Source organism: Enterobacter quasiroggenkampii, assembly GCF_043972695.1.
Taxonomy (GTDB): domain Bacteria; phylum Pseudomonadota; class Gammaproteobacteria; order Enterobacterales; family Enterobacteriaceae; genus Enterobacter; species Enterobacter quasiroggenkampii.
This window is the reverse complement of sequence record NZ_CP143745.1, coordinates 1864229-1886315: the sequence shown is the minus strand read 5'-3', so window position 1 is coordinate 1886315 and position 22087 is coordinate 1864229. Positions and strand designations below refer to the sequence as shown.

General features: G+C 55.3%; 18 protein-coding genes and 7 tRNA genes. 23 read left to right on the top strand and 2 right to left on the bottom strand.

The window, feature by feature from the left end:
* Window positions 1-99: 99 nt before the first annotated feature.
* The 12 genes from nagB to V1572_RS08955 all read left to right on the top strand — a co-directional run bounded on the left by nagB (window position 100) and on the right by V1572_RS08955 (window position 6969).
* A complete protein-coding gene (gene nagB, locus V1572_RS09010; protein ID WP_008501061.1) occupies window positions 100-900 on the top strand; it encodes a glucosamine-6-phosphate deaminase in 801 nt (266 codons plus the stop codon).
* Between the two features lie 55 nt (window positions 901-955).
* The gene (gene nagA, locus V1572_RS09005; protein WP_023343588.1) at window positions 956-2104 is read left to right on the top strand and encodes an N-acetylglucosamine-6-phosphate deacetylase; all 1149 of its coding nucleotides are present in this window, start codon (window positions 956-958) and stop codon (window positions 2102-2104) included.
* A gap of 8 nt (window positions 2105-2112) precedes the next feature.
* A complete protein-coding gene (locus tag V1572_RS09000) occupies window positions 2113-3333 on the top strand; it encodes an N-acetylglucosamine repressor (protein ID WP_021242995.1) in 1221 nt (406 codons plus the stop codon).
* 45 nt (window positions 3334-3378) lie between these two features.
* Window positions 3379-4131, top strand: a complete 753-nt coding sequence (gene nagD / locus V1572_RS08995; RefSeq protein WP_008501057.1) for a ribonucleotide monophosphatase NagD — start codon at window positions 3379-3381, stop codon at window positions 4129-4131.
* A 249-nt stretch (window positions 4132-4380) separates the two neighbouring features.
* Entirely contained in the window at window positions 4381-6045 is a 1665-nt protein-coding gene (asnB, locus tag V1572_RS08990; protein WP_021242994.1) for an asparagine synthase B, read from the top strand.
* 226 nt (window positions 6046-6271) lie between these two features.
* A tRNA-Met gene (locus tag V1572_RS08985) sits at window positions 6272-6348 on the top strand.
* Between the two features lie 8 nt (window positions 6349-6356).
* A tRNA-Leu gene (locus tag V1572_RS08980) sits at window positions 6357-6441 on the top strand.
* 23 nt (window positions 6442-6464) lie between these two features.
* Window positions 6465-6539, top strand: a tRNA-Gln gene (locus tag V1572_RS08975).
* A 32-nt stretch (window positions 6540-6571) separates the two neighbouring features.
* A tRNA-Gln gene (locus V1572_RS08970) sits at window positions 6572-6646 on the top strand.
* Between the two features lie 17 nt (window positions 6647-6663).
* Window positions 6664-6740 (top strand) — tRNA-Met (locus V1572_RS08965).
* 42 nt (window positions 6741-6782) lie between these two features.
* Window positions 6783-6857: transfer RNA gene (locus V1572_RS08960), tRNA-Gln, on the top strand.
* Between the two features lie 37 nt (window positions 6858-6894).
* Window positions 6895-6969, top strand: a tRNA-Gln gene (locus V1572_RS08955).
* A 106-nt stretch (window positions 6970-7075) separates the two neighbouring features.
* On the opposite strand, the gene ubiF is transcribed toward V1572_RS08955, so the two are convergent.
* The gene (gene ubiF / locus V1572_RS08950; protein ID WP_048226093.1) at window positions 7076-8251 is read right to left on the bottom strand and encodes a 3-demethoxyubiquinol 3-hydroxylase; all 1176 of its coding nucleotides are present in this window, start codon (window positions 8249-8251) and stop codon (window positions 7076-7078) included.
* Between the two features lie 135 nt (window positions 8252-8386).
* Here ubiF and miaB point away from each other — a divergent pair, with 135 nt between their 5' ends.
* The 10 genes from miaB (at window position 8387) to rihA (ending at window position 18670) form a co-directional block, all read left to right on the top strand.
* Window positions 8387-9811: a tRNA (N6-isopentenyl adenosine(37)-C2)-methylthiotransferase MiaB gene (gene miaB, locus V1572_RS08945; RefSeq protein WP_045909585.1), complete on the top strand. Its 1425-nt coding sequence runs from the start codon at window positions 8387-8389 to the stop codon at window positions 9809-9811.
* A gap of 164 nt (window positions 9812-9975) precedes the next feature.
* Complete coding sequence (locus tag V1572_RS08940) at window positions 9976-11022, top strand: PhoH family protein (RefSeq protein WP_008501053.1); 1047 nt, start codon at window positions 9976-9978, stop codon at window positions 11020-11022.
* Window positions 11019-11486 carry an rRNA maturation RNase YbeY gene (ybeY, locus tag V1572_RS08935; protein WP_008501052.1) on the top strand — a complete coding sequence of 156 codons (468 nt, stop codon included), beginning with the start codon at window positions 11019-11021 and terminating at the stop codon, window positions 11484-11486. Before V1572_RS08940 ends, ybeY begins: the two co-directional genes overlap by 4 nt.
* A gap of 89 nt (window positions 11487-11575) precedes the next feature.
* Entirely contained in the window at window positions 11576-12454 is an 879-nt protein-coding gene (gene corC / locus V1572_RS08930) for a CNNM family magnesium/cobalt transport protein CorC (protein WP_021242574.1), read from the top strand.
* A gap of 5 nt (window positions 12455-12459) precedes the next feature.
* A complete protein-coding gene (gene lnt, locus V1572_RS08925) occupies window positions 12460-13998 on the top strand; it encodes an apolipoprotein N-acyltransferase (protein WP_045909586.1) in 1539 nt (512 codons plus the stop codon).
* Window positions 13999-14407: 409 nt separating this feature from the next.
* On the top strand, window positions 14408-15313 hold the full coding sequence (locus V1572_RS08920; protein ID WP_008501049.1) for an amino acid ABC transporter substrate-binding protein: 906 nt from the start codon (window positions 14408-14410) through the stop codon (window positions 15311-15313).
* 155 nt (window positions 15314-15468) lie between these two features.
* Window positions 15469-16209 (top strand): glutamate/aspartate ABC transporter permease GltJ, encoded by a 741-nt coding sequence (gltJ, locus tag V1572_RS08915; protein WP_008501048.1) that lies wholly within the window; start codon window positions 15469-15471, stop codon window positions 16207-16209.
* Window positions 16209-16886: a glutamate/aspartate ABC transporter permease GltK gene (gene gltK / locus V1572_RS08910; RefSeq protein WP_008501047.1), complete on the top strand. Its 678-nt coding sequence runs from the start codon at window positions 16209-16211 to the stop codon at window positions 16884-16886. Before gltJ ends, gltK begins: the two co-directional genes overlap by 1 nt.
* A complete protein-coding gene (locus tag V1572_RS08905; RefSeq protein ID WP_014883001.1) occupies window positions 16883-17608 on the top strand; it encodes an amino acid ABC transporter ATP-binding protein in 726 nt (241 codons plus the stop codon). Before gltK ends, V1572_RS08905 begins: the two co-directional genes overlap by 4 nt.
* 120 nt (window positions 17609-17728) lie before the next feature.
* A complete protein-coding gene (gene rihA, locus V1572_RS08900; protein ID WP_395299881.1) occupies window positions 17729-18670 on the top strand; it encodes a pyrimidine-specific ribonucleoside hydrolase RihA in 942 nt (313 codons plus the stop codon).
* A 135-nt stretch (window positions 18671-18805) separates the two neighbouring features.
* Here rihA and V1572_RS08895 read toward each other — a convergent pair whose 3' ends face one another.
* The gene (locus V1572_RS08895; RefSeq protein WP_023617134.1) at window positions 18806-19288 is read right to left on the bottom strand and encodes a zinc ribbon-containing protein; all 483 of its coding nucleotides are present in this window, start codon (window positions 19286-19288) and stop codon (window positions 18806-18808) included.
* A 214-nt stretch (window positions 19289-19502) separates the two neighbouring features.
* Here V1572_RS08895 and leuS point away from each other — a divergent pair, with 214 nt between their 5' ends.
* Entirely contained in the window at window positions 19503-22085 is a 2583-nt protein-coding gene (leuS, locus tag V1572_RS08890) for a leucine--tRNA ligase (protein ID WP_045909589.1), read from the top strand.
* The last annotated feature ends 2 nt before the right edge of the window (window positions 22086-22087 follow it).

The following is a 22087-nucleotide window of genomic DNA, read 5'->3' as shown; positions in this document are numbered from 1 at the left end:
CAAGGCGGATTGATCCGGCCTGAAAGTTTCCAGGTTACGCTTTAGTATCAGGTTCCGAAGCCATCCGCCCACTCTTCTACTTAAACTTTGAGGTGAACAATGAGACTGATTCCCCTGGCAACTGCTGAACAAGTCGGTAAATGGGCCGCTCGCCATATCGTAAACCGCATTAACGCGTTCAAGCCGACCGCCGATCGTCCTTTCGTTCTTGGCCTTCCGACCGGCGGCACGCCGCTGACCGCCTACAAGGCGCTGGTTGAGATGCATAAAGCAGGCCAGGTTAGCTTCAAACATGTTGTGACCTTCAATATGGATGAATACGTTGGCTTACCGAAAGACCATCCGGAAAGCTACCATAGCTTTATGCACCGCAATTTCTTTGATCACGTTGATATCCCTGCTGAAAATATTAACCTGCTGAATGGAAACGCGCCGGATATTGACGCAGAATGCCGTCAGTATGAAGAAAAAATCCGTTCCTACGGTAAAATCCACCTGTTCATGGGTGGCGTAGGTAATGATGGTCATATCGCGTTTAACGAACCGGCGTCCTCTCTGGCTTCTCGTACCCGTATTAAAACGCTGACCCATGACACGCGCGTGGCAAACTCCCGCTTCTTTGACGGTGACGTTAACCAGGTTCCAAAATACGCCCTGACCGTAGGCGTAGGCACCCTGCTGGATGCCGAAGAAGTGATGATTCTGGTGCTGGGCGGCGTGAAAGCGCAGGCGCTCCAGGCTGCTGTTGAAGGCAACGTTAACCATATGTGGACCATCAGCTGTCTGCAGCTGCATCCTAAATCAGTCATCGTCTGCGACGAGCCGTCCACGATGGAGCTGAAGGTTAAAACGCTGAAATACTTCAACGAGTTAGAAGCCGAGAACATCAAAGGTCTGTAATTGAATAACCGCCTCTTTCTCAAGAGGCGGCCGCTTTTTTTAACCGGGGGTCGTTATGTACGCTTTAACCCACGGTCGGATTTATACCGGCCATGAAATTCTGGATGACCACGCGATTGTTATCGCGAATGGCCTGATTGAACGTGTTTGCCCGCTGGCAGAACTGCCGCCGGAGATTGAACAGCGCTCACTCAATGGAGCAGTAATCTCCCCCGGTTTCATCGACGTACAGCTCAACGGCTGCGGCGGTGTGCAATTCAATGATACCGCCGATGCGGTAACGGTAGAAACGCTGGAGATCATGCAGAAAGCCAACGAGAAATCGGGCTGCACCAGCTATCTGCCGACGCTCATCACCAGCAGTGATGACCTGATGAAGCAGGGTATCCGCGTGATGCGCGAATATCTGGCCAAACACCCAAATCAGGCGCTCGGTCTGCACCTTGAAGGGCCATGGCTGAACATGGTCAAGAAAGGAACGCATAACCCGGATTACGTGCGTAAGCCCGATGCGGAGCTGGTTGACTATATGTGTGCCAACGCCGATGTGATCACCAAAGTGACGCTGGCACCGGAAATGACCGGCACGGACGTCATCAGCAAGCTGGCCGCCGCCGGAATTGTGGTTTCAGCAGGCCACTCAAACGCCACGCTGAAAGAAGCGAAAGCCGGTTTCCGCGCGGGCATTACCTTCGCGACGCACCTGTATAACGCCATGCCGTATATCACGGGGCGTGAACCGGGTCTGGTCGGGGCGATTCTGGATGAGCCAGACGTCTACTGCGGCATTATTGCTGACGGCTTACACGTCGATTACACCAACATTCGCAATGCCAAGCGGCTGAAAGGTGACAAGCTTTGCCTGGTGACGGACGCTACCGCGCCGGCAGGTGCAAATATTGAGCAGTTCATTTTTGCCGGTAAAACAATATACTACCGCAATGGACTGTGTGTGGATGAAAACGGTACGCTGAGCGGTTCCTCTTTGACCATGATTGAAGGGGTACGTAACCTGGTTGAGCACTGCGGGATTGCGCTTGAGGAAGTCCTGCGCATGGCAACCCTTTATCCGGCGCGCGCAATCGGCGTGGATAAACAGCTCGGCGGAATTGCACCAGGTATGGTTGCAAACCTGACGGCATTCACACACGATTATAAAATTATTAAGACCATCGTTAATGGTAACGAGGTCGTCACTGAGTAAGTAAAAGTATGACACCTGGCGGACAAGCTCAAATCGGTAATGTCGATCTCGTTAAACAACTTAACAGTGCGGCGGTGTATCGCCTGATTGACCAACACGGACCCATCTCGCGGATTCAGATAGCCGAACAAAGCCAGCTTGCTCCCGCCAGCGTGACAAAAATTACCCGCCAGCTCATTGAGCGCGGTCTGATCAAAGAAGTCGATCAGCAGGCCTCCACCGGGGGCCGCCGCGCCATCTCTATTATTACCGAAACCCGCAATTTCCAGGCGATTGGTGTCCGGCTCGGCCGTCATGACACCACGCTCACGCTGTACGATCTGAGCAGCAAAGCCATTGCGGAAGAGCATTATCCCCTTCCGGAACGCACCCAGGAGACGCTGGAGCATGCGCTGCTGAATACTATCGCGCAGTTTATTGAAAGCTGTCAGCGTAAGATCCGCGAACTCATCGCCATCTCGGTGATACTGCCCGGTCTGGTCGACCCGGAAAGCGGCGTGATCCGCTATATGCCGCACATTCAGGTTGAAAACTGGGGGCTGGTCGACGCGCTGGAAAAGCGCTTCAAAGTGACCTGCTTTGTGGGCCATGACATCCGCTCTCTGGCGCTGGCAGAGCACTACTTTGGTGCGAGCCAGGACTGCGAAGACTCTATTCTGGTGCGTGTCCACCGCGGTACGGGCGCAGGCATTATCTCTAATGGCCGAATCTTTATTGGTCGCAACGGTAACGTCGGTGAGATCGGCCACATTCAGGTTGAGCCCCTCGGGGAACGGTGCCACTGCGGCAACTTTGGCTGCCTTGAAACCATCGCCGCCAACACGGCCATCGAGCAGCGCGTTCGCCATCTGCTTGAACAGGGTTATCAAAGCCGCGTCACGCTGGACGACTGCAAGATAGGCACCATCTGCAAAGCCGCTAATAAAGGCGACGCGCTGGCCTGTGAAGTGATCGAGCAGGTGGGGCGCCATCTGGGGAAAACCATCGCCATCGCCATTAACCTGTTTAACCCACAAAAAGTGGTGATCGCCGGTGAAATTGTGGAAGCGGAAAAGGTGCTGCTCCCCGCGATTGAAGGCTGTATTAACACCCAGGCGCTGAAAGCATTCCGCCAGAATCTTCCGGTGGTTCGTTCAAAGCTTGACCATCGTTCGGCGATTGGCGCGTTCGCGCTGGTCAAACGCGCCATGCTCAACGGAATTCTGCTCCAGCATTTGCTGGAAAGTTGATCGGACCTTATAGTAACGCCTTCTTTTTTTAATGTCGGACTGTCCATGACCATTAAGAATGTAATTTGTGATATCGACGGCGTGCTGATGCACGACAACGTTGCCGTGCCGGGTGCTGCGGAGTTTCTTCACCGCATCATCGACAAAGGAATGCCTCTGGTTCTTCTCACGAACTACCCTTCTCAGACCGGTCAGGATCTGGCAAACCGCTTTGCCACGGCAGGGGTCGACGTCCCGGACAGCGTGTTTTATACCTCGGCGATGGCCACGGCGGATTTTCTGAAGCGTCAGGAAGGGAAAAAAGCCTACGTGGTGGGTGAAGGTGCGCTGATCCATGAACTATACAAAGCGGGCTTTACCATCACCGACGTCAACCCGGACTTTGTGATTGTGGGTGAAACGCGCTCCTACAACTGGGAGATGATGCATAAGGCATCCTTCTTTGTGGCTAACGGCGCGCGCTTTATTGCGACCAACCCGGATACCCACGGTCGTGGTTTTTATCCGGCCTGCGGTGCGCTGTGTGCCGGTATCGAGAAGATCTCCGGGCGCAAGCCGTTCTACGTCGGCAAGCCCAGCCCGTGGATCATCCGTGCCGCACTCAACAAGATGCAGGCCCACTCAGAAGAGACCGTGATTGTCGGCGACAACCTGCGCACCGATATTCTTGCCGGTTTCCAGGCTGGCCTGGAGACGATTCTGGTCCTGTCAGGCGTCTCTCAGCTTGATGACATTGACTCAATGCCATTCCGTCCAAGCTGGATTTACCCCTCCGTCGATGAGATTGACATCATCTGATACCGAACCACGCCTCAGGGCGTGGTTTTTTATTTTCTCGCCTGCAAAACATGGTCACATCTAAAGAAAAAGCGTTTTCATTGCATAATCATCAATAAAAGCACTCATGACATACGCATTTTTCACCGATCCGCAACCACCATTGCACTATTTCCGTTTTCACCCGTAAAACGCTTGCGCGCCCTGCCCCTTTGCGGCATTTTCATAAGCAAGCAACATTACAAAGCAACAGGGTTAACGGAGAAGGTTATGTGTTCAATTTTTGGCGTACTGGATATTAAAACTGACGCAGGCGAACTGCGTAAAAAGGCACTCGAACTGTCCCGCCTGATGCGCCATCGCGGACCGGACTGGTCAGGCGTTTACGCCAGTGACAAAGCGATTCTGGCTCACGAACGTCTGTCTATTGTTGACGTCAACGCCGGTGCACAGCCGCTGTATAACGAGAAAAAAACGCACGCGCTGGCTGTCAACGGTGAGATCTACAACCATCAGGCGCTGCGCGCCGAGTACGGCGACCGCTACGCGTTCCAGACCGGGTCCGACTGTGAAGTGATCCTGGCGCTGTATCAGGAGAAAGGTCCTGAGTTCCTGGACGACCTGCAGGGTATGTTTGCCTTTGCCCTGTACGACAGCGAAAAAGACGCTTACCTGATTGGCCGTGACCACATCGGTATTATCCCGCTGTACATGGGCCACGATGAACACGGCAACTTCTACGTTGCCTCTGAAATGAAAGCCCTGGTGCCGGTCTGCCGCACCATCAAAGAGTTCCCGGCGGGCAGCTACCTGTGGAGCAAAGACGGCGAGATCCGTCCATACTACCAGCGTGACTGGTTCGATTACGACGCGGTAAAAGACAACGTCACGGACAAAGCCGAGCTGCGTCAGGCGCTGGAAGATTCCGTGAAAAGCCACCTGATGTCAGACGTACCTTACGGCGTGCTGCTCTCTGGCGGTCTGGACTCCTCCGTGATCTCCGCAATCACCAAGAAATTTGCGGCTCGTCGCGTGGAAGATCAGGAGCGCTCAGAAGCCTGGTGGCCACAGCTGCACTCCTTTGCCGTGGGCCTGGAAGGCGCGCCGGATCTGAAAGCCGCGCAGGAAGTCGCAAACCACCTCGGCACCGTGCACCATGAAATTCACTTCACCGTGCAGGAAGGCCTGGATGCGATCCGCGATGTGATCTACCACATCGAAACCTATGACGTGACCACCATCCGCGCTTCAACGCCGATGTACCTGATGTCGCGTAAGATCAAGGCGATGGGCATCAAAATGGTGCTCTCCGGTGAAGGTTCTGACGAAGTGTTTGGTGGCTACCTGTACTTCCATAAAGCGCCAAACGCCAAAGAGCTGCACGAAGAGACCGTGCGTAAACTCCAGGCGCTGCATATGTTTGACTGCGCGCGTGCCAACAAAGCGATGTCGGCATGGGGTGTCGAAGCGCGCGTGCCGTTCCTGGATAAGAAATTCCTCGACGTGGCGATGCGCATCAACCCGCAGGACAAGATGTGCGGCAACGGAAAAATGGAAAAACATATCCTGCGTGAATGTTTTGAATCCTACCTGCCAGCGAGCGTGGCATGGCGTCAGAAAGAGCAGTTCTCCGATGGCGTAGGCTACAGCTGGATCGACACCCTGAAAGAGGTGGCGGCGAAACAGGTTTCTGACCAACAGCTGGAAACCGCAAGCTTCCGCTTCCCGTACAACACGCCGGGATCGAAAGAAGCGTATCTCTACCGTGAAATCTTTGAAGAATTGTTCCCGGTACCGAGCGCTGCGGAGTGCGTACCGGGTGGCCCGTCCGTCGCCTGCTCGTCTGCCAAAGCGATCGAATGGGATGAATCGTTCAAATCCATGAACGATCCGTCAGGACGTGCGGTAGGCGTTCACCAGTCAGCCTACAAATAATCGTGCATTTCATCATCAGGCCCTGCGGGGCCTGATTTTTTTTGCCCCGCTTTTGCACAGCTAAAACCGATTAATAACCAATAATTGCCGAATATTCGGTCACGCTGTTCGCAACCTAACCAAACAGTCACATTCCGGCTATTTTCGTTGAAAAAGGTGTTGACGCTGCAAGGGTCTATACGCATAATGCGCCCCGCAACGCCGATAAGGTAACGCGAAAAAAGATGGCTACGTAGCTCAGTTGGTTAGAGCACATCACTCATAATGATGGGGTCACAGGTTCGAATCCCGTCGTAGCCACCATCTTTTTTGCGGGAGTGGCGAAATTGGTAGACGCACCAGATTTAGGTTCTGGCGCCGCAAGGTGTGCGAGTTCAAGTCTCGCCTCCCGCACCATTCCCGGGTAAGCGTTGCACGGATGGGGTATCGCCAAGCGGTAAGGCACCGGTTTTTGATACCGGCATTCCCTGGTTCGAATCCAGGTACCCCAGCCATATTTCTTCGATTTTGCGGTTCTCCGCGGTATTGGGGTATCGCCAAGCGGTAAGGCACCGGTTTTTGATACCGGCATTCCCTGGTTCGAATCCAGGTACCCCAGCCATCGAAGATTGCAGTACTGGCTACGTAGCTCAGTTGGTTAGAGCACATCACTCATAATGATGGGGTCACAGGTTCGAATCCCGTCGTAGCCACCAAATTTAGATTATCGATGTTGTTCGGTAATGAAAAAAAATTGTTGGGGTATCGCCAAGCGGTAAGGCACCGGATTCTGATTCCGGCATTCCGAGGTTCGAATCCTCGTACCCCAGCCAATTTAAAAAAGTCGTTAAGCAGCTTGTTTAACGCAATTGGGGTGTCGCCAAGCGGTAAGGCTCTGGTTTCTGATACCAGCATTCCGGGGTTCGAATCCCTGCACCCCAGCCACTTAGTAACAAAAAAGCCCGCTCTGCGGGCTTTTTTGTTTTTGTACAAAATTGTGCGGCCTGATTCCCTCACTCTGGCCCTCTCCCGCGGGGAGAGGGAAAAAAGTTTAGAGTCCGAGGGCGTACTTCAGGGCCTGACGCTTCAGGCCACCGGCGCGTTCCGCTGCCATCAGACCTATGTTACGCAGAATACGCACCGGGGCTACGTCATTGCTAAACCCGGCATAGAACAAATCCATTCCCGACTGCATGAGGAAGTTATCCGCCATACGCCGCGTCTGATAACGCTTCAGCACCTGATGACTGGCCCAGTTTTCCGCGTGTCCGCGGGCGAAGCCCAGCACATCCAGTAAGGCATCGACGTCACGATACCCCAGGTTCACGCCCTGCCCGGCCAGCGGATGAATGGTGTGTGCCGCATCCCCCACCAGCGCTAAGCCTTCGCGGGCATACTGCAACGCATGACGGCGCGTGAGCGGGAACGCCCCGGCGGCGACCGGCGTGACGTGTCCCAGACGGCTCGGGAAGTGCAGCAGAATTTCGCGCTGCAGCTGTTCCATGTTCATTCCCTGCAGCTGGCGAATGCGCGCCGGTTTGTCGTACCACACCAGCGACGCCCAGTTATCGAAGAGCGGTAAAAAGGCGTGCGGGCCGTTCGGCGTAAAGTGCTGCCAGGTGCTTTCACCCGGCGCATTCTCGCACCTGGCGGTAATCAGCATACAGGACTGTTCATACTGCCAGGCATGAACCCCGATCCCCGCCATCTGTCTGACCTGCGAGTTAGCGCCATCCGCCCCGATGACCAGCTTCACGGACAGCTCATCGCCGCTGTCGAGCGTCAGTAGATAGCCGCTCTCGTGAGGATGCAGCGCCTTAAGCGACGCAGGAACGCGCAGCGTCACCTTCGGGTGCGCCTCCAGCGCCTGCCAGAGCGCCAGCTGGAGCACATTGTTTTCCACCATATAGCCCAGGCGCGGCAGCTTCAGCTCAGCGGCATCAAACGCGACGTGGGCATTTTCCCATTCCCAGGTTTCAAGACGGCTGTAAGGATGAGCGCGCATCGCCAGCACCGTCTCCCAGACGCCCAGCCCGCGCAGCAGATCGACGGACGACGCGCTGATAGCGGAAATGCGCACATCCGGTTTACTGGCGGGATCGTAGGCTGGCGGAGCCGCCTGTTCGATTACCGTTACCTCAAATCCCTGCTGCGCCAGCCCCAGCGCCAGCGCGCCGCCGACCATACCGCCGCCGACAACGGCAACTTCGGTGTGTTGGAGTGTCATGGTCAATTTTCCTTATTGGAGAATCCCTTAAGTTTACCGGATTTTTGCGGTCCTGAGACACACAACCTTCATACTGGTCACAACCCCACCAAAGCATTACAATACGCGGCTTGCAATCCTGAGCTGAGCAAGTCGATGACTAAAAAACTCCATATAAAAACCTGGGGCTGTCAGATGAACGAATACGATTCATCCAAGATGGCCGATCTGCTGGATACCACCCACGGATACCAGCTGACTGAAAATGCGAAAGAAGCCGATGTGCTGCTGCTGAACACCTGTTCAATTCGTGAAAAAGCGCAGGAAAAAGTCTTTCATGTGTTAGGCCGCTGGAAACTTCTTAAACGAAAAAATCCGGACCTGATCATCGGCGTGGGCGGCTGCGTCGCGTCGCAGGAAGGCAAGCTGATCCGCCAGAGAGCCCCGTATGTGGACATCGTCTTTGGCCCTCAGACCCTGCACCGTCTGCCTGAGATGATCAATCAGGTTCGCGGTAACCGTAGCCCGGTCGTGGACGTCAGCTTCCCGGAAATCGAAAAATTTGACCGTCTGCCTGAGCCACGTGCCGATGGCCCGACCGCCTTCGTCTCCATCATGGAAGGCTGCAACAAATACTGCACGTACTGCGTGGTGCCGTACACCCGTGGTGAAGAGGTCAGCCGCCCGGCAGATGACATTCTGTTTGAAATCGCGCAGCTTGCCGCGCAGGGTGTGCGCGAAGTGAACCTGCTGGGCCAGAACGTTAACGCCTGGCGCGGTGAGAACTACGACGGCACGACCGGCAGCTTTGCCGAGCTGCTGCGTCTGGTGGCCGCGATTGACGGCATCGACCGCATTCGCTTTACCACCAGCCATCCGATGGAATTTACCGACGACATTATTGACGTCTATCGCGATACGCCAGAGCTGGTGAGCTTCCTGCACCTGCCGATCCAGTGCGGCTCGGACCGCGTGCTGAACCTGATGGGCCGCCCGCATACGGTGCTGGAGTATAAATCCACCATCCGCAAGCTGCGTGAAGCGCGTCCGGATATCCAGATTAGCTCTGACTTTATCGTCGGCTTCCCTGGCGAAACCGCTGATGACTTCGAGCGCACCATGAAGCTCATCGGCGAAGTGAATTTTGACGTCAGCTACAGCTTCATCTTCTCCGCGCGTCCTGGAACACCGGCGGCCGATATGGTTGACGATGTGCCGGAAGAAGAGAAAAAGCAGCGTCTGTATATTCTGCAGGAGCGTATCAACCAGCAGGCCAACGCCTGGAGTCGCCGCATGCTCGGCACCGTTCAGCGCATTCTGGTGGAAGGCACTTCCCGCAAGAGCATTATGGAGCTCTCTGGCCGTACGGAAAATAACCGCGTGGTGAACTTTGAAGGCACCCCGGATATGATCGGTAAGTTTGTGGACGTCGAGATTGTCGAAGTGCTGACCAACTCGCTGCGCGCGAAGGTCGTCCGCACCGAAGACGAAATGGGCCTGCGTATCGCAGAGTCACCGCAATCCGTGATCTCGCGTACCCGCAAAGAAAACGATTCTGGCGTTGGGATTTACCAGCCCTAATCCTTCAGGCCTGCCTCTTTTGGCAGGCCTTGTATTTCCTCTCATCGCCCCCAATATCTTCCGCAACGCTTGCGCCTTTATTCTGTGGCGTGAATAATTTCGGTAATGACCGTTTTATTGCGCCGTGTGGCAGCGGGTCAGTTAATCAATCAAAGAGGAACAGTTTGAACATAGATACGCGTGAAATTAGCCTTGAGCCAGCAGACAACGCTCGCCTGCTGAGCCTGTGCGGGCCGTTTGATGACAACATCAAACAACTGGAGCGACGTCTGGGTATCGAAATCAATCGTCGCGATAATCATTTCAAACTCACCGGACGCCCTATCTGCGTCAACGCCGCTGCGGACATTCTGCGTAGCCTGTATGTCGACACCTCCCCCATGCGCGGCGAAATTCAGGATATCGAACCGGAGCAGATTCACCTCGCCATTAAAGAGGCGCGCGTGCTTGAGCAGAGCGCGGAGAGCGTGCCGGACTATGGCAAGGCGATCAACATTAAGACCAAGCGTGGCGTCATCAAGCCGCGTACGCCAAACCAGGCGCAGTACATCGCCAATATTCTCGACCACGACATCACCTTCGGCGTGGGGCCGGCGGGTACGGGTAAAACCTATCTTGCCGTTGCCGCTGCGGTCGATGCGCTGGAGCGTCAGGAGATCCGACGTATCCTGCTGACCCGCCCTGCCGTTGAGGCCGGTGAAAAACTGGGCTTCCTGCCAGGCGATCTGAGCCAGAAGGTCGATCCGTATCTGCGTCCTTTATACGATGCGCTGTTCGAAATGCTGGGCTTTGAGAAGGTCGAGAAGCTCATTGAGCGTAACGTTATCGAAGTGGCCCCGCTCGCCTACATGCGCGGCCGCACGCTGAACGATGCGTTCATCATTCTCGATGAGAGCCAGAACACCACCATCGAACAGATGAAGATGTTCCTGACGCGTATTGGCTTTAACTCGAAAGCGGTGATTACCGGCGACGTCACCCAGATTGACCTGCCGCGCAGCACCAAATCGGGCCTGCGCCACGCCATCGAGGTGCTGGCCGAGGTCGACGAAATCAGCTTTAACTTCTTCCACAGTGAAGACGTGGTACGCCACCCGGTGGTCGCGCGTATCGTTAACGCTTATGAAGCCTGGGAAGAGGCGGATCAGAAGCGTAAGGCCGAACTGGCCGCAGAACGTAAGCGCGAAGCGCAGGAGCAAGAACAGAAATGAGTCAGGTGATCCTCGATTTACAGCTGGCCTGTGAAGACAATTCCGGCATGCCAGATGAGGCACAGTTTCAGAAATGGCTGGATGCCGTTATCCCGCAGTTTCAGGAAGAATCAGAAGTCACGATTCGCCTGGTGGATGAAGCAGAAAGCCATGAGCTTAACCTGACCTATCGCGGGAAAGATAAGCCGACCAACGTGCTCTCTTTCCCGTTCGAAGCCCCACCGGGCATCGAGATGCCGCTGTTGGGCGATCTGATCATCTGCCGTCAGGTGGTTGAACAGGAAGCCAAAGAGCAGCAGAAACCCCTTGAAGCCCACTGGGCGCACATGGTGGTACACGGCAGCCTGCATCTGCTCGGCTACGATCATATCGAAGACGACGAAGCGGAAGAGATGGAGTCCCTCGAGACAGAGATAATGCTTGCTCTGGGCTATGAGGATCCGTACATTGCCGAGAAAGAATAGTCCGTCACCTGACTGACTCACCTGCCGCCACCAAAGGACATCGCGTGGCGGTAAACGTTGAACTAACAAGAGAACCCTTAACAAACGCCATGAGCGACGACAATTCACACAGTAGCGACACGACAACCAGTAAAAAGGGATTTTTCTCCCTCATTCTGAACCAGCTTTTCCACGGCGAACCCAAAAACCGTGATGAACTGCTGGAGCTGATTCGTGATTCCGGGCAGAACGACCTTATCGACGAAGATACGCGCGAAATGCTCGAAGGGGTTATGGACATCGCCGACCAGCGCGTTCGCGATATCATGATCCCCCGCTCGCAGATGATCACCCTGAAACGTAACCAGACCCTGGACGAGTGCCTCGATGTGATCATCGAATCCGCCCACTCGCGTTTCCCGGTCATCAGCGAAGATAAAGATCACATCGAAGGGATTTTGATGGCGAAAGATCTGCTGCCGTTTATGCGCAGCGATGCCGAAGCCTTCAGCATGGAAAAAGTGTTACGCCAGGCCGTGGTTGTGCCGGAAAGTAAACGTGTGGATCGGATGCTGAAAGAGTTTCGCTCTCAGCGTTACCACATGGCGATTGTTATTGATGAATTTGGTGGCGTCTCCGGTCTGGTCACGATCGAGGATATCCTTGAGCTGATCGTGGGCGAAATCGAAGATGAGTATGACGAAGAAGAGGATATCGACTTCCGTCAGCTCAGCCGCCACACCTGGACCGTGCGTGCGCTGGCCTCCATCGAGGACTTCAACGACGCCTTCGGGACCCACTTCAGCGACGAAGAGGTCGATACCATTGGCGGTCTGGTGATGCAGGCCTTTGGCCATCTCCCGGCGCGCGGTGAGACCGTTGACATCGACGGTTACCAGTTCAAAGTAGCCATGGCCGACAGCCGACGTATTATACAGGTTCATGTCAGAACGCCGGACGACTCACCGGTGCCAAAACTGGAAGATTAATGTAAATGGCATTTGCCCCATTGCTTGAACGCCAGCGCGTCCGTTTGCTGCTGGCGCTGTTACTCGGAGCCAGCGGTACGCTGGCTTTTTCTCCTTACGACATCTGGCCTGCGGCCATTCTCTCCCTAATGGGGCTTCAGGGTCTGACCCTGAATCGTCGTCCGGTACAGGCTGCTGCTATCGGCTACTTCTGGGGACTGGGGCTGTTTGGCTCAGGTATTAACTGGGTCTACGTCAGCATCGCCCAGTTTGGCGGTATGCCGGGCCCGGTTAACGTCTTCCTGGTGGTACTGCTCGCCGCCTATCTCTCGCTTTATACCGGCCTGTTCGCCGGCATCCTTTCTCGCCTGTGGCCCAAAACCAGCTGGCTGCGCGTCGCCATTGCCGCACCGGTGGTCTGGCAAATCACGGAATTCCTGCGCGGCTGGGTGCTGACCGGCTTCCCGTGGCTGCAGTTCGGCTACAGTCAGATTGACGGCCCGCTCAAAGGCCTGGCGCCGGTCATGGGCGTTGAGGCCATTAACTTCCTGCTCATGGTGGTCAGCGGCCTGTTGGTCCTGACGCTGGTCACGCGCGGCTGGAAGCCGCTAGCTGTGGCGCTGGTGCTGTTCGCTCTTCCCTTCCCGCTGCGCTATATCCAGTGGTTCACGCCTGAGCCCGCGCGCGCTATGCAGGTTTCCATGGTTCAGGGGAACATCCCGCAGTCCATGAAGTGGGACGAGAAAGAGCTGCTGAATACGCTGAAGATCTACGCTAACGCCACCGAAGAGGTGATGGGTAAATCGCAGCTGATTATCTGGCCGGAGTCTGCCATTCCCGATCTGGAGATCAACCAGCAGCCATTCCTCAACATGATGAACGACCTGCTGCTCTCGCGTGGCAGCACGCTGATCACCGGGATTGTCGATGCGCGTCTGAATCAGCAGAACCGCTACGACACTTACAACACCATCATTACGCTCGGCAAAGACAGCGAATACAGCTACCACTCCACTGACCGGTACAACAAGAACCACCTGGTGCCGTTTGGTGAATTTGTGCCGCTGGAGTCGATTCTGCGCCCGCTGGCCCCCTTCTTCGATCTGCCGATGTCCTCCTTCAGCCGCGGCCCGTACGTTCAGCCTCAGCTGCACGCGCACGGCGTTGCCCTGACGGCGGCCATCTGCTACGAAATCATCCTCGGCGAGCAGGTGCGCGATAATTTCCGCCCGGATACGGACTATCTGCTGACCATCTCTAACGATGCCTGGTTTGGTAAGTCAATCGGCCCGTGGCAGCACTTCCAGATGGCACGCATGCGCTCCCTGGAGCTGGCGCGTCCGTTATTGCGCAGCACCAACAACGGTATCACCGCCGTGATTGGTCCGCAGGGTGAAATCCAGGCCATGATCCCACAGTTCACCCGTGAGGTACTGACCACTCACGTCACCCCGACCACGGGGCTGACGCCATACGCCCGTACCGGCAACTGGCCGCTGTGGATCCTGACCGCGCTGTTCGGCTTTGGCGCGGTGCTGATGAGCCTGCGCCAGCGTCGTAAATAACCTTCCCTTCTGTTGCCGGGTGGCGGCTACGCCTTACCCGGCCTACCTTCAACATTTCCGTTCCCGTAGGTCGGGTAAGGCGCAGCCGCCACCCGACAATTCCCTCCAGACTTCAATTCTGGCACGCCTATTGCTTTGTTTATTCAGGTAAACGCCGTTTGGCTTAACGTGCAACTTTGTCGCACCAGCGTAGATCATCGGTAGCACCGAAACGGTGCAACGGGAGATATTTGCCTCTGAATGGTGCGGCGCGCTTCGCAAAAATAAACAATAACGCAGCAAAATCTTTACATTAAGCCAGACTAAATGTTAACAAGCTTGCATAACACTGCACTCGCATTGCGCGAGATATAACAACATCACAATGGGTATCAATGCGTCTCTGGCGCTGATAAGAAAGGAGTTGGGTATGCAATTACGTAAACTGGCCACAGCAATGCTGGTTATGGGAATGTCTGCAGGCGTGGTTCATGCTGAAGATGCGCCAGCAGCAGGCAGCACTCTCGACAAGATTGCCAAAAACGGCGTCATCGTGGTCGGCCACCGTGAATCTTCTGTCCCGTTCTCTTACTACGACAACACGCAAAAAGTCGTGGGCTATTCACAGGATTACTCCAACGCTATCGTTGAAGCCGTGAAGAAAAAGCTGAACAAACCTGACCTGCAGGTGAAGCTGATCCCAATCACTTCACAGAACCGTATTCCACTGCTGCAAAACGGCACCTTTGATTTCGAGTGTGGCTCCACCACCAACAACCTCGAGCGTCAGAAACAGGCAGCCTTCTCTGACACCATCTTTGTTGTAGGCACCCGCCTGCTGACGAAGAAAGGCGGTGAGATTAAAGACTTCGCTGACCTGAAAGGCAAAGCGGTCGTTGTCACCTCCGGTACCACGTCTGAAGTGCTGCTGCACAAGCTGAACGACGAGAAGAAAATGGATATGCGCATCATCAGCGCGAAAGACCATGGCGACTCCTTCCGTACCCTGGAAAGCGGTCGTGCCGTCGCGTTTATGATGGATGATGCCCTGCTGGCGGGCGAGCGTGCGAAAGCGAAGAAACCTGACAACTGGGATATCGTCGGCACCGCGCAGTCGAAAGAAGCCTACGGCTGTATGCTGCGTAAAGACGATCCGCAGTTCAAAAAACTGATCGATGACACCATCGCTCAGGTGCAGACCTCCGGCGAAGCGGAAAAATGGTTCGACAAATGGTTCAAGAACCCGATTCCACCAAAAAACCTGAACATGAATTTTGAACTGTCTGACGACATGAAAGCGCTGTTCAAATCTCCAAATGACAAGGCTCTTAACTAATTAGAACAACAGGGGCGGGATCTCCTGCCCTCTCGATTGTCGGGAAGCATGGACAGACTATACGTTGAGTGGTCGTTCCCCACTCAGCGCGAAAAATGAGCTTCTCACCAATCTTCGAGGGTAGCGCTGCTACCCTTTTTTTTCTGGAGTTTATTATGTCAATCGACTGGAACTGGGGCATATTTCTGCAACAAGCCCCGTTCGGCAACACCACCTATCTTGGCTGGCTGTGGAGCGGCTTTCAGGTCACCGTGGCATTATCGATAACGGCGTGGATCATCGCGTTTCTTGTCGGTTCTCTGTTCGGTATTCTGCGCACCGTCCCTAACCGTTTTCTTTCAACGCTTGGCACCCTCTATGTGGAACTGTTCCGTAACGTTCCGCTGATCGTGCAATTCTTTACCTGGTATCTGGTTATCCCGGAACTGCTGCCGGAAAATATTGGCATGTGGTTCAAGTCGGAACTGGATCCGAATGTGCAGTTCTTTGTCTCCTCCATGATGTGTCTGGGGCTGTTTACCGCTGCGCGCGTTTGCGAGCAGGTGCGTGCCGCCATTCAGTCATTACCCCGTGGACAAAAAAATGCGGGTCTGGCGATGGGATTAACCCTGCCACAAACCTACCGCTACGTGCTGCTGCCTAACGCCTACCGCGTCATCGTTCCACCGATGACCTCCGAGATGATGAACCTGGTGAAAAACTCGGCCATCGCCTCAACCATCGGTCTGGTCGATATGGCTGCACAGGCGGGCAAGCTGCTGGATTACTCCGCTCACGCGTGGGAATCCTTTACCGCGATCACGCTCGCCTATGTTCTGATTAACGCTTTCATCATGCTGGTGATGAACCTGGTTGAACGCAAAATTCGCCTGCCGGGCAACATGGGGGGCAAATAATGTACGAATTTGACTGGAGTTCTATCGTTCCATCCATGCCTTATCTGCTTGATGGACTGATGATTACTTTAAAAATCACCGTTATTGCCATTATTGTCGGTATCGTCTGGGGCACCCTGCTGGCCGTCATGCGCCTGTCGAGCTTTAAGCCGCTCGCCTGGTTCGCGACCGCCTACGTTAACGTGTTCCGCTCCATCCCGCTGGTAATGGTGCTGCTGTGGTTTTACCTGATTGTGCCCGGCTTCCTGCAAAACGTACTGGGGCTGTCGCCGAAAACCGATATCCGTCTGATCTCGGCGATGGTGGCGTTCTCAATGTTTGAGGCCGCTTACTACTCGGAGATTATCCGTGCGGGCATTCAGAGTATCTCCCGCGGGCAATCCAGCGCCGCGCTGGCGCTGGGGATGACGCACTGGCAGTCCATGCAGCTCATTATTCTGCCGCAGGCGTTTCGCGCCATGGTTCCGCTCCTGCTGACCCAGGGTATCGTGCTGTTCCAGGATACCTCTCTGGTCTACGTGCTGAGCCTGGCAGACTTCTTCCGTACCGCGTCAACCATCGGTGAGCGTGATGGTACGCAGGTTGAGATGGTGCTCTTTGCGGGTGCGGTCTATTTTGTGATTAGTTTAAGCGCGTCGCTGTTGGTCAGCTGGCTGAAGAAAAGGACGGTACAATGATTTCCCTGAAAAATGTTTCTAAATGGTATGGGCACTTTCAGGTGCTGACCGACTGCTCCACCGAAGTGAAAAAAGGCGACGTGGTAGTGGTGTGCGGACCGTCCGGTTCCGGTAAATCGACGCTGATCAAAACCGTCAATGGTCTGGAGCCGGTCCAGCAGGGCGAGATCGTCGTCAACGGTACCAAAGTCAACGACAAGAAAACCAATCTTGCCCAGCTTCGCTCTCACGTTGGTATGGTGTTCCAGCATTTTGAGCTGTTCCCTCACCTCTCCATTATTGAGAACCTGACCCTGGCCCAGGTGAAAGTGCTCAAGCGTGATAAAAAAGCGTCGCGCGAGAAAGGTCTGAAGCTCCTGGAACGCGTTGGCCTCTCTGCGCATGCCGATAAGTTCCCGGCGCAGCTCTCCGGCGGCCAACAGCAGCGTGTGGCGATCGCCCGCGCACTGTGCATGGATCCGGTTGCCATGCTGTTTGATGAGCCAACGTCGGCGCTCGATCCGGAGATGATCAACGAAGTGCTGGACGTAATGGTCGAACTGGCGCACGAAGGGATGACCATGATGGTGGTGACCCACGAAATGGGCTTCGCCCGTAAGGTGGCCAACCGCGTGATCTTTATGGACGAAGGCAAAATTGTCGAAGATTCCCCGAAAGAGGAGTTCTTCGCCAACCCGAAATCCGAACGTGCGAAAGATTTCCTCGCCAAAATCCTGCACTAATCTTCTCGGTGCGCAATCTGCGGATTGCGCACTGCTTCACGCTTTAGCTCTCTTTATCTATTCGGCGTCACATTGCAGCGTTAACCTTGTCACAAAATAACGCTATGAATGGAGAACGCTATGGCACAACCCATCATTTTCGATTGCGATCCGGGTCATGATGACGCGATCGCGCTCGTTCTTGCACTTGCCTCCCCTGAACTCGACGTCAAAGCCGTCACCTCTTCCGCTGGAAACCAGACGCCGGATAAAACCCTGCGTAACGTTTTGCGCATGCTGACGCTGCTCGGGCGCACCGATATTCCCGTCGCCGGTGGCGCCCTCAAGCCCCTGATGCGTGAGTTAATTATCGCGGAGAACGTGCATGGTGAAAGCGGGCTGGACGGTCCGGCGCTGCCTGAGCCGGGCTTCACGCCGCAAAACTGCACCGCCGTGGAGCTGATGGCGAAGGTGCTGCGCGAGAGCGCGGAACCCGTGACGCTGGTGGCTACCGGGCCGCAAACCAACGTCGCGCTGCTGCTGAACAGCCACCCTGAACTGCACAGCAAAATCGCCCGTATCGTCATCATGGGCGGGGCCATGGGTCTGGGAAACTGGACGCCGTCCGCAGAATTCAACATTTTTGTCGACCCGGAAGCGGCGGAGATCGTCTTCCAGTCCGGTTTGCCCGTCGTGATGGCGGGGCTGGACGTGACCCATCGCGCGCAGATTATGGCTGACGACATTGAGCGCTTCCGTTCCGTTGGTAATCCGGTCGCGACAACCGTGGCTGAGCTGCTCGACTTCTTTATGGAGTATCACAAAGCCGAGAAATGGGGATTCCACGGCGCGCCGCTGCACGATCCGTGCACCATTGCCTGGCTATTAAAGCCGGAGATGTTTACCACCGTCCACAGGTGGGTTGGCGTCGAAACTCAGGGGAAATACACCCAGGGGATGACGGTGGTGGACTACTACTCGCTGACGGGAAATAAGCCGAATACCACGGTGATGGTGGATATTGACCGTGAGGCGTTTGTGGATTTGCTGGCGGAGAGGCTGGCTTACTATAGTGCGGCCTGATGCCCTCACCCCGGCCCTCTCCCACGGGGAGAGGGAGCACACACTAAAAACGGCAACATGGTTGCCGTTTTGCTTTTACCTTGTGCGGCCTGATGCCCTCTCCCACGGGGAGAGGGCGCAAACCTGCGCTTTTACCTAGGGCTCAAACGGACGACGCTGGAACTGATCGTGGCCGCATTTCGGACACAGCGACAGGACCTCCGGCGTATACACCGCAATATGATGGTGGCAATTCTCGCACACCAGATTTCCCAGCCCGACCACCTCACCGCTGTGGTACACACCGTGGTGGTTCAAATCCTGAAAGACTTCACGCCACTCCAGCTGCGTTTTATCCGTGATATCGGCCAGCTCCTGCCACAGGCTCTCTTTGATCACCCGCATGAAAACGCTGTCCGTGACCTCCTCCTGGCTCTCCTGGTAGCTGCGCGCGAACTCTTCCAGATCGCGACGCACAGCACGCGTCACCTCTTCCACTTCGGTTCGCGTTAACTCACCCGTTTGCGACACGCGGGCACGCGCCTGCTCTACCAGCGCATCGATATCGCGCTCGCCGTTACGCAGCCGTTCCGTCAGTGTCGCCACCAGTTCGCGGTAAAATTGAGCAACCTTGTTCATCATTTTGCCTCCCGGGTAAGTAACTATTTCTAATAATAGACCTTATTTCATCGCCGCTTTGTCAGGTGAAGCACAGACCCGGTAAATTCCTGCAAAGCGCATTTGTGCGAAAGGCTGTTTTGACGCGGGCGTTTGGGCTATGCTATGCGGATCTGAATTACCACATCCATTGGCTACATTTGTAGCTGTATTGAAAACAGGACCACTGGCTGCCATGCAAGAGCAATACCGCCCGGAAGAGATAGAATCAAAAGTCCAGCAACACTGGGACGAGAAGCGCACCTTTGAAGTAACCGAAGACGAGAGCAAAGAGAAGTATTACTGCCTGTCGATGCTTCCCTATCCTTCTGGTCGACTACACATGGGCCACGTGCGTAACTACACCATCGGTGATGTGATTGCGCGTTACCAGCGCATGCTGGGTAAAAACGTTCTGCAACCCATCGGTTGGGATGCGTTCGGTCTGCCTGCGGAAGGCGCGGCGGTAAAAAATAATACGGCGCCGGCACCGTGGACGTACGACAACATCGCGTACATGAAAAACCAGCTCAAAATGCTGGGCTTTGGCTATGACTGGAGCCGCGAGCTGGCAACCTGTACGCCGGAATACTACCGCTGGGAACAGAAATTCTTCACCGAGCTGTACAAAAAAGGCCTGGTGTATAAGAAGACCTCTGCCGTTAACTGGTGCCCGAATGACCAGACCGTTCTCGCGAACGAACAGGTTATCGATGGCTGCTGCTGGCGCTGTGACACCAAAGTAGAGCGTAAAGAGATCCCGCAGTGGTTTATCAAAATCACCGCTTATGCTGATGAGCTGCTGAACGATCTGGATAATCTGGACCACTGGCCAGATACCGTTAAGACCATGCAGCGCAACTGGATCGGCCGTTCCGAAGGCGTGGAAATCACCTTCAACGTTGAGAACTACGACCAGACCCTGACCGTCTACACCACCCGTCCGGACACCTTCATGGGCGCGACCTACCTGGCCGTGGCCGCAGGTCACCCGCTGGCGCAGAAAGCGGCAGAAAACAATCCGGAACTGGCTACCTTCATCGACGAATGCCGCAACACCAAAGTGGCCGAAGCCGATATGGCAACGATGGAGAAAAAAGGCGTTGATACCGGCTTTAAAGCCATTCACCCGCTGACGGGCGAAGCGATCCCTGTCTGGGCCGCCAACTTTGTACTGATGGAATACGGCACGGGCGCCGTGATGGCCGTTCCGGGTCACGACCAGCGCGACTACGAATTTGCCACCAAATATGGCCTGACCATCAAGCCTGTTATCCTGGCAGCTGACGGTTCTGAACCAGACCTGTCCGAACACGCGCTGACCGAAAAAGGGACCTTGTTCAACTCCGGCGAGTTCAGTGGTCTGAGCTTCGAAGAGGGCTTCAACGCCATCGCCGACAAGCTGGCCTCCCTTGGCGTGGGCGAGCGTAAAGTTAACTTCCGTCTGCGCGACTGGGGTGTTTCCCGTCAGCGTTACTGGGGTGCGCCAATTCCAATGGTGACGCTGGAAGATGGCACCGTGATGCCAACGCCAGAAGATCAGCTGCCGGTGATCCTGCCGGAAGACGTCGTCATGGACGGCATCACCAGCCCGATCAAAGCCGATCCTGAGTGGGCTAAAACCACCGTCAACGGTCAGCCCGCGCTGCGCGAAACCGACACCTTTGACACCTTTATGGAGTCATCCTGGTACTATGCTCGCTACACCTGCCCGCAGTATCAGGACGGTATGCTGGATTCCAATGCGGCGAACTACTGGCTGCCGGTAGATATCTACATCGGTGGTATCGAACACGCCATCATGCACCTGCTCTACTTCCGCTTCTTCCACAAGCTGATGCGCGATGCGGGCATGGTGAACTCTGACGAACCTGCAAAACAGCTGCTGTGCCAGGGCATGGTGCTGGCTGATGCCTTCTATTACGTCGGTGCAAACGGCGAGCGTAACTGGGTGTCTCCGGTTGACGCGATCGTTGAACGCGACGAGAAGGGCCGTATCGTGAAGGCCAAAGACGCCGAAGGTCATGAGCTGGTCTACACCGGCATGAGCAAGATGTCTAAGTCGAAAAACAACGGTATCGACCCGCAGGTGATGGTTGAGCGTTACGGTGCGGATACCGTGCGTCTGTTCATGATGTTTGCATCTCCGGCAGACATGACCCTGGAGTGGCAGGAGTCTGGCGTAGAAGGCGCAAACCGCTTCCTGAAACGCGTCTGGAAGCTGGTTTACGAGCACACCTCACTGGGCGATGCCCCGGCGCTGAACGCCGCCGCACTGACTGAAGATCAGCAGGCGCTGCGTCGTGATGTTCATAAAACGATTGCGAAAGTGACCGATGATATTGGTCGTCGTCAGACCTTCAATACCGCAATTGCGGCTATTATGGAACTGATGAACAAGCTGGCGAAAGCCCCGCAGGACGGCGAGCAGGATCGTGCCTTAATGCGTGAAGCACTGCTGGCCGTCGTTCGCATGCTGAACCCGTTCACGCCGCACGTTAGCTTTACCCTGTGGCAGGAGCTGAAAGGCGAAGGCGATATCGACAACGCGCCGTGGCCGCAGGCTGACGAAGCCGCGATGGTGGAAAACACCACGCTGGTCGTAGTCCAGGTGAACGGCAAAGTCCGCGGTAAAATTACCGTGGCGGTCGATGCAACCGAAGAACAGGTTCGCGAGCGCGCGGGCCAGGAACCACTGGTCGCTAAATATCTTGAGGGCGTTACCGTACGTAAAGTGATCTACGTACCGGGTAAACTGCTGAATCTGGTCGTTGGCTAAGC

Coding starts and splice junctions, on each gene's coding strand:
- nagB (WP_008501061.1), top strand. CDS start 100: ATGAGACTGATTCCCCTGGCAACTGCTGAACAAGTCGGTAAATGGGCC.
- nagA (WP_023343588.1), top strand. CDS start 956: ATGTACGCTTTAACCCACGGTCGGATTTATACCGGCCATGAAATTCTG.
- V1572_RS09000 (WP_021242995.1), top strand. CDS start 2,113: ATGACACCTGGCGGACAAGCTCAAATCGGTAATGTCGATCTCGTTAAA.
- nagD (WP_008501057.1), top strand. CDS start 3,379: ATGACCATTAAGAATGTAATTTGTGATATCGACGGCGTGCTGATGCAC.
- asnB (WP_021242994.1), top strand. CDS start 4,381: ATGTGTTCAATTTTTGGCGTACTGGATATTAAAACTGACGCAGGCGAA.
- ubiF (WP_048226093.1), bottom strand. CDS start 8,251: ATGACACTCCAACACACCGAAGTTGCCGTTGTCGGCGGCGGTATGGTC.
- miaB (WP_045909585.1), top strand. CDS start 8,387: ATGACTAAAAAACTCCATATAAAAACCTGGGGCTGTCAGATGAACGAA.
- ybeY (WP_008501052.1), top strand. CDS start 11,019: ATGAGTCAGGTGATCCTCGATTTACAGCTGGCCTGTGAAGACAATTCC.
- corC (WP_021242574.1), top strand. CDS start 11,576: ATGAGCGACGACAATTCACACAGTAGCGACACGACAACCAGTAAAAAG.
- lnt (WP_045909586.1), top strand. CDS start 12,460: ATGGCATTTGCCCCATTGCTTGAACGCCAGCGCGTCCGTTTGCTGCTG.
- V1572_RS08920 (WP_008501049.1), top strand. CDS start 14,408: ATGCAATTACGTAAACTGGCCACAGCAATGCTGGTTATGGGAATGTCT.
- gltJ (WP_008501048.1), top strand. CDS start 15,469: ATGTCAATCGACTGGAACTGGGGCATATTTCTGCAACAAGCCCCGTTC.
- gltK (WP_008501047.1), top strand. CDS start 16,209: ATGTACGAATTTGACTGGAGTTCTATCGTTCCATCCATGCCTTATCTG.
- V1572_RS08905 (WP_014883001.1), top strand. CDS start 16,883: ATGATTTCCCTGAAAAATGTTTCTAAATGGTATGGGCACTTTCAGGTG.
- rihA (WP_395299881.1), top strand. CDS start 17,729: ATGGCACAACCCATCATTTTCGATTGCGATCCGGGTCATGATGACGCG.
- V1572_RS08895 (WP_023617134.1), bottom strand. CDS start 19,288: ATGAACAAGGTTGCTCAATTTTACCGCGAACTGGTGGCGACACTGACG.
- leuS (WP_045909589.1), top strand. CDS start 19,503: ATGCAAGAGCAATACCGCCCGGAAGAGATAGAATCAAAAGTCCAGCAA.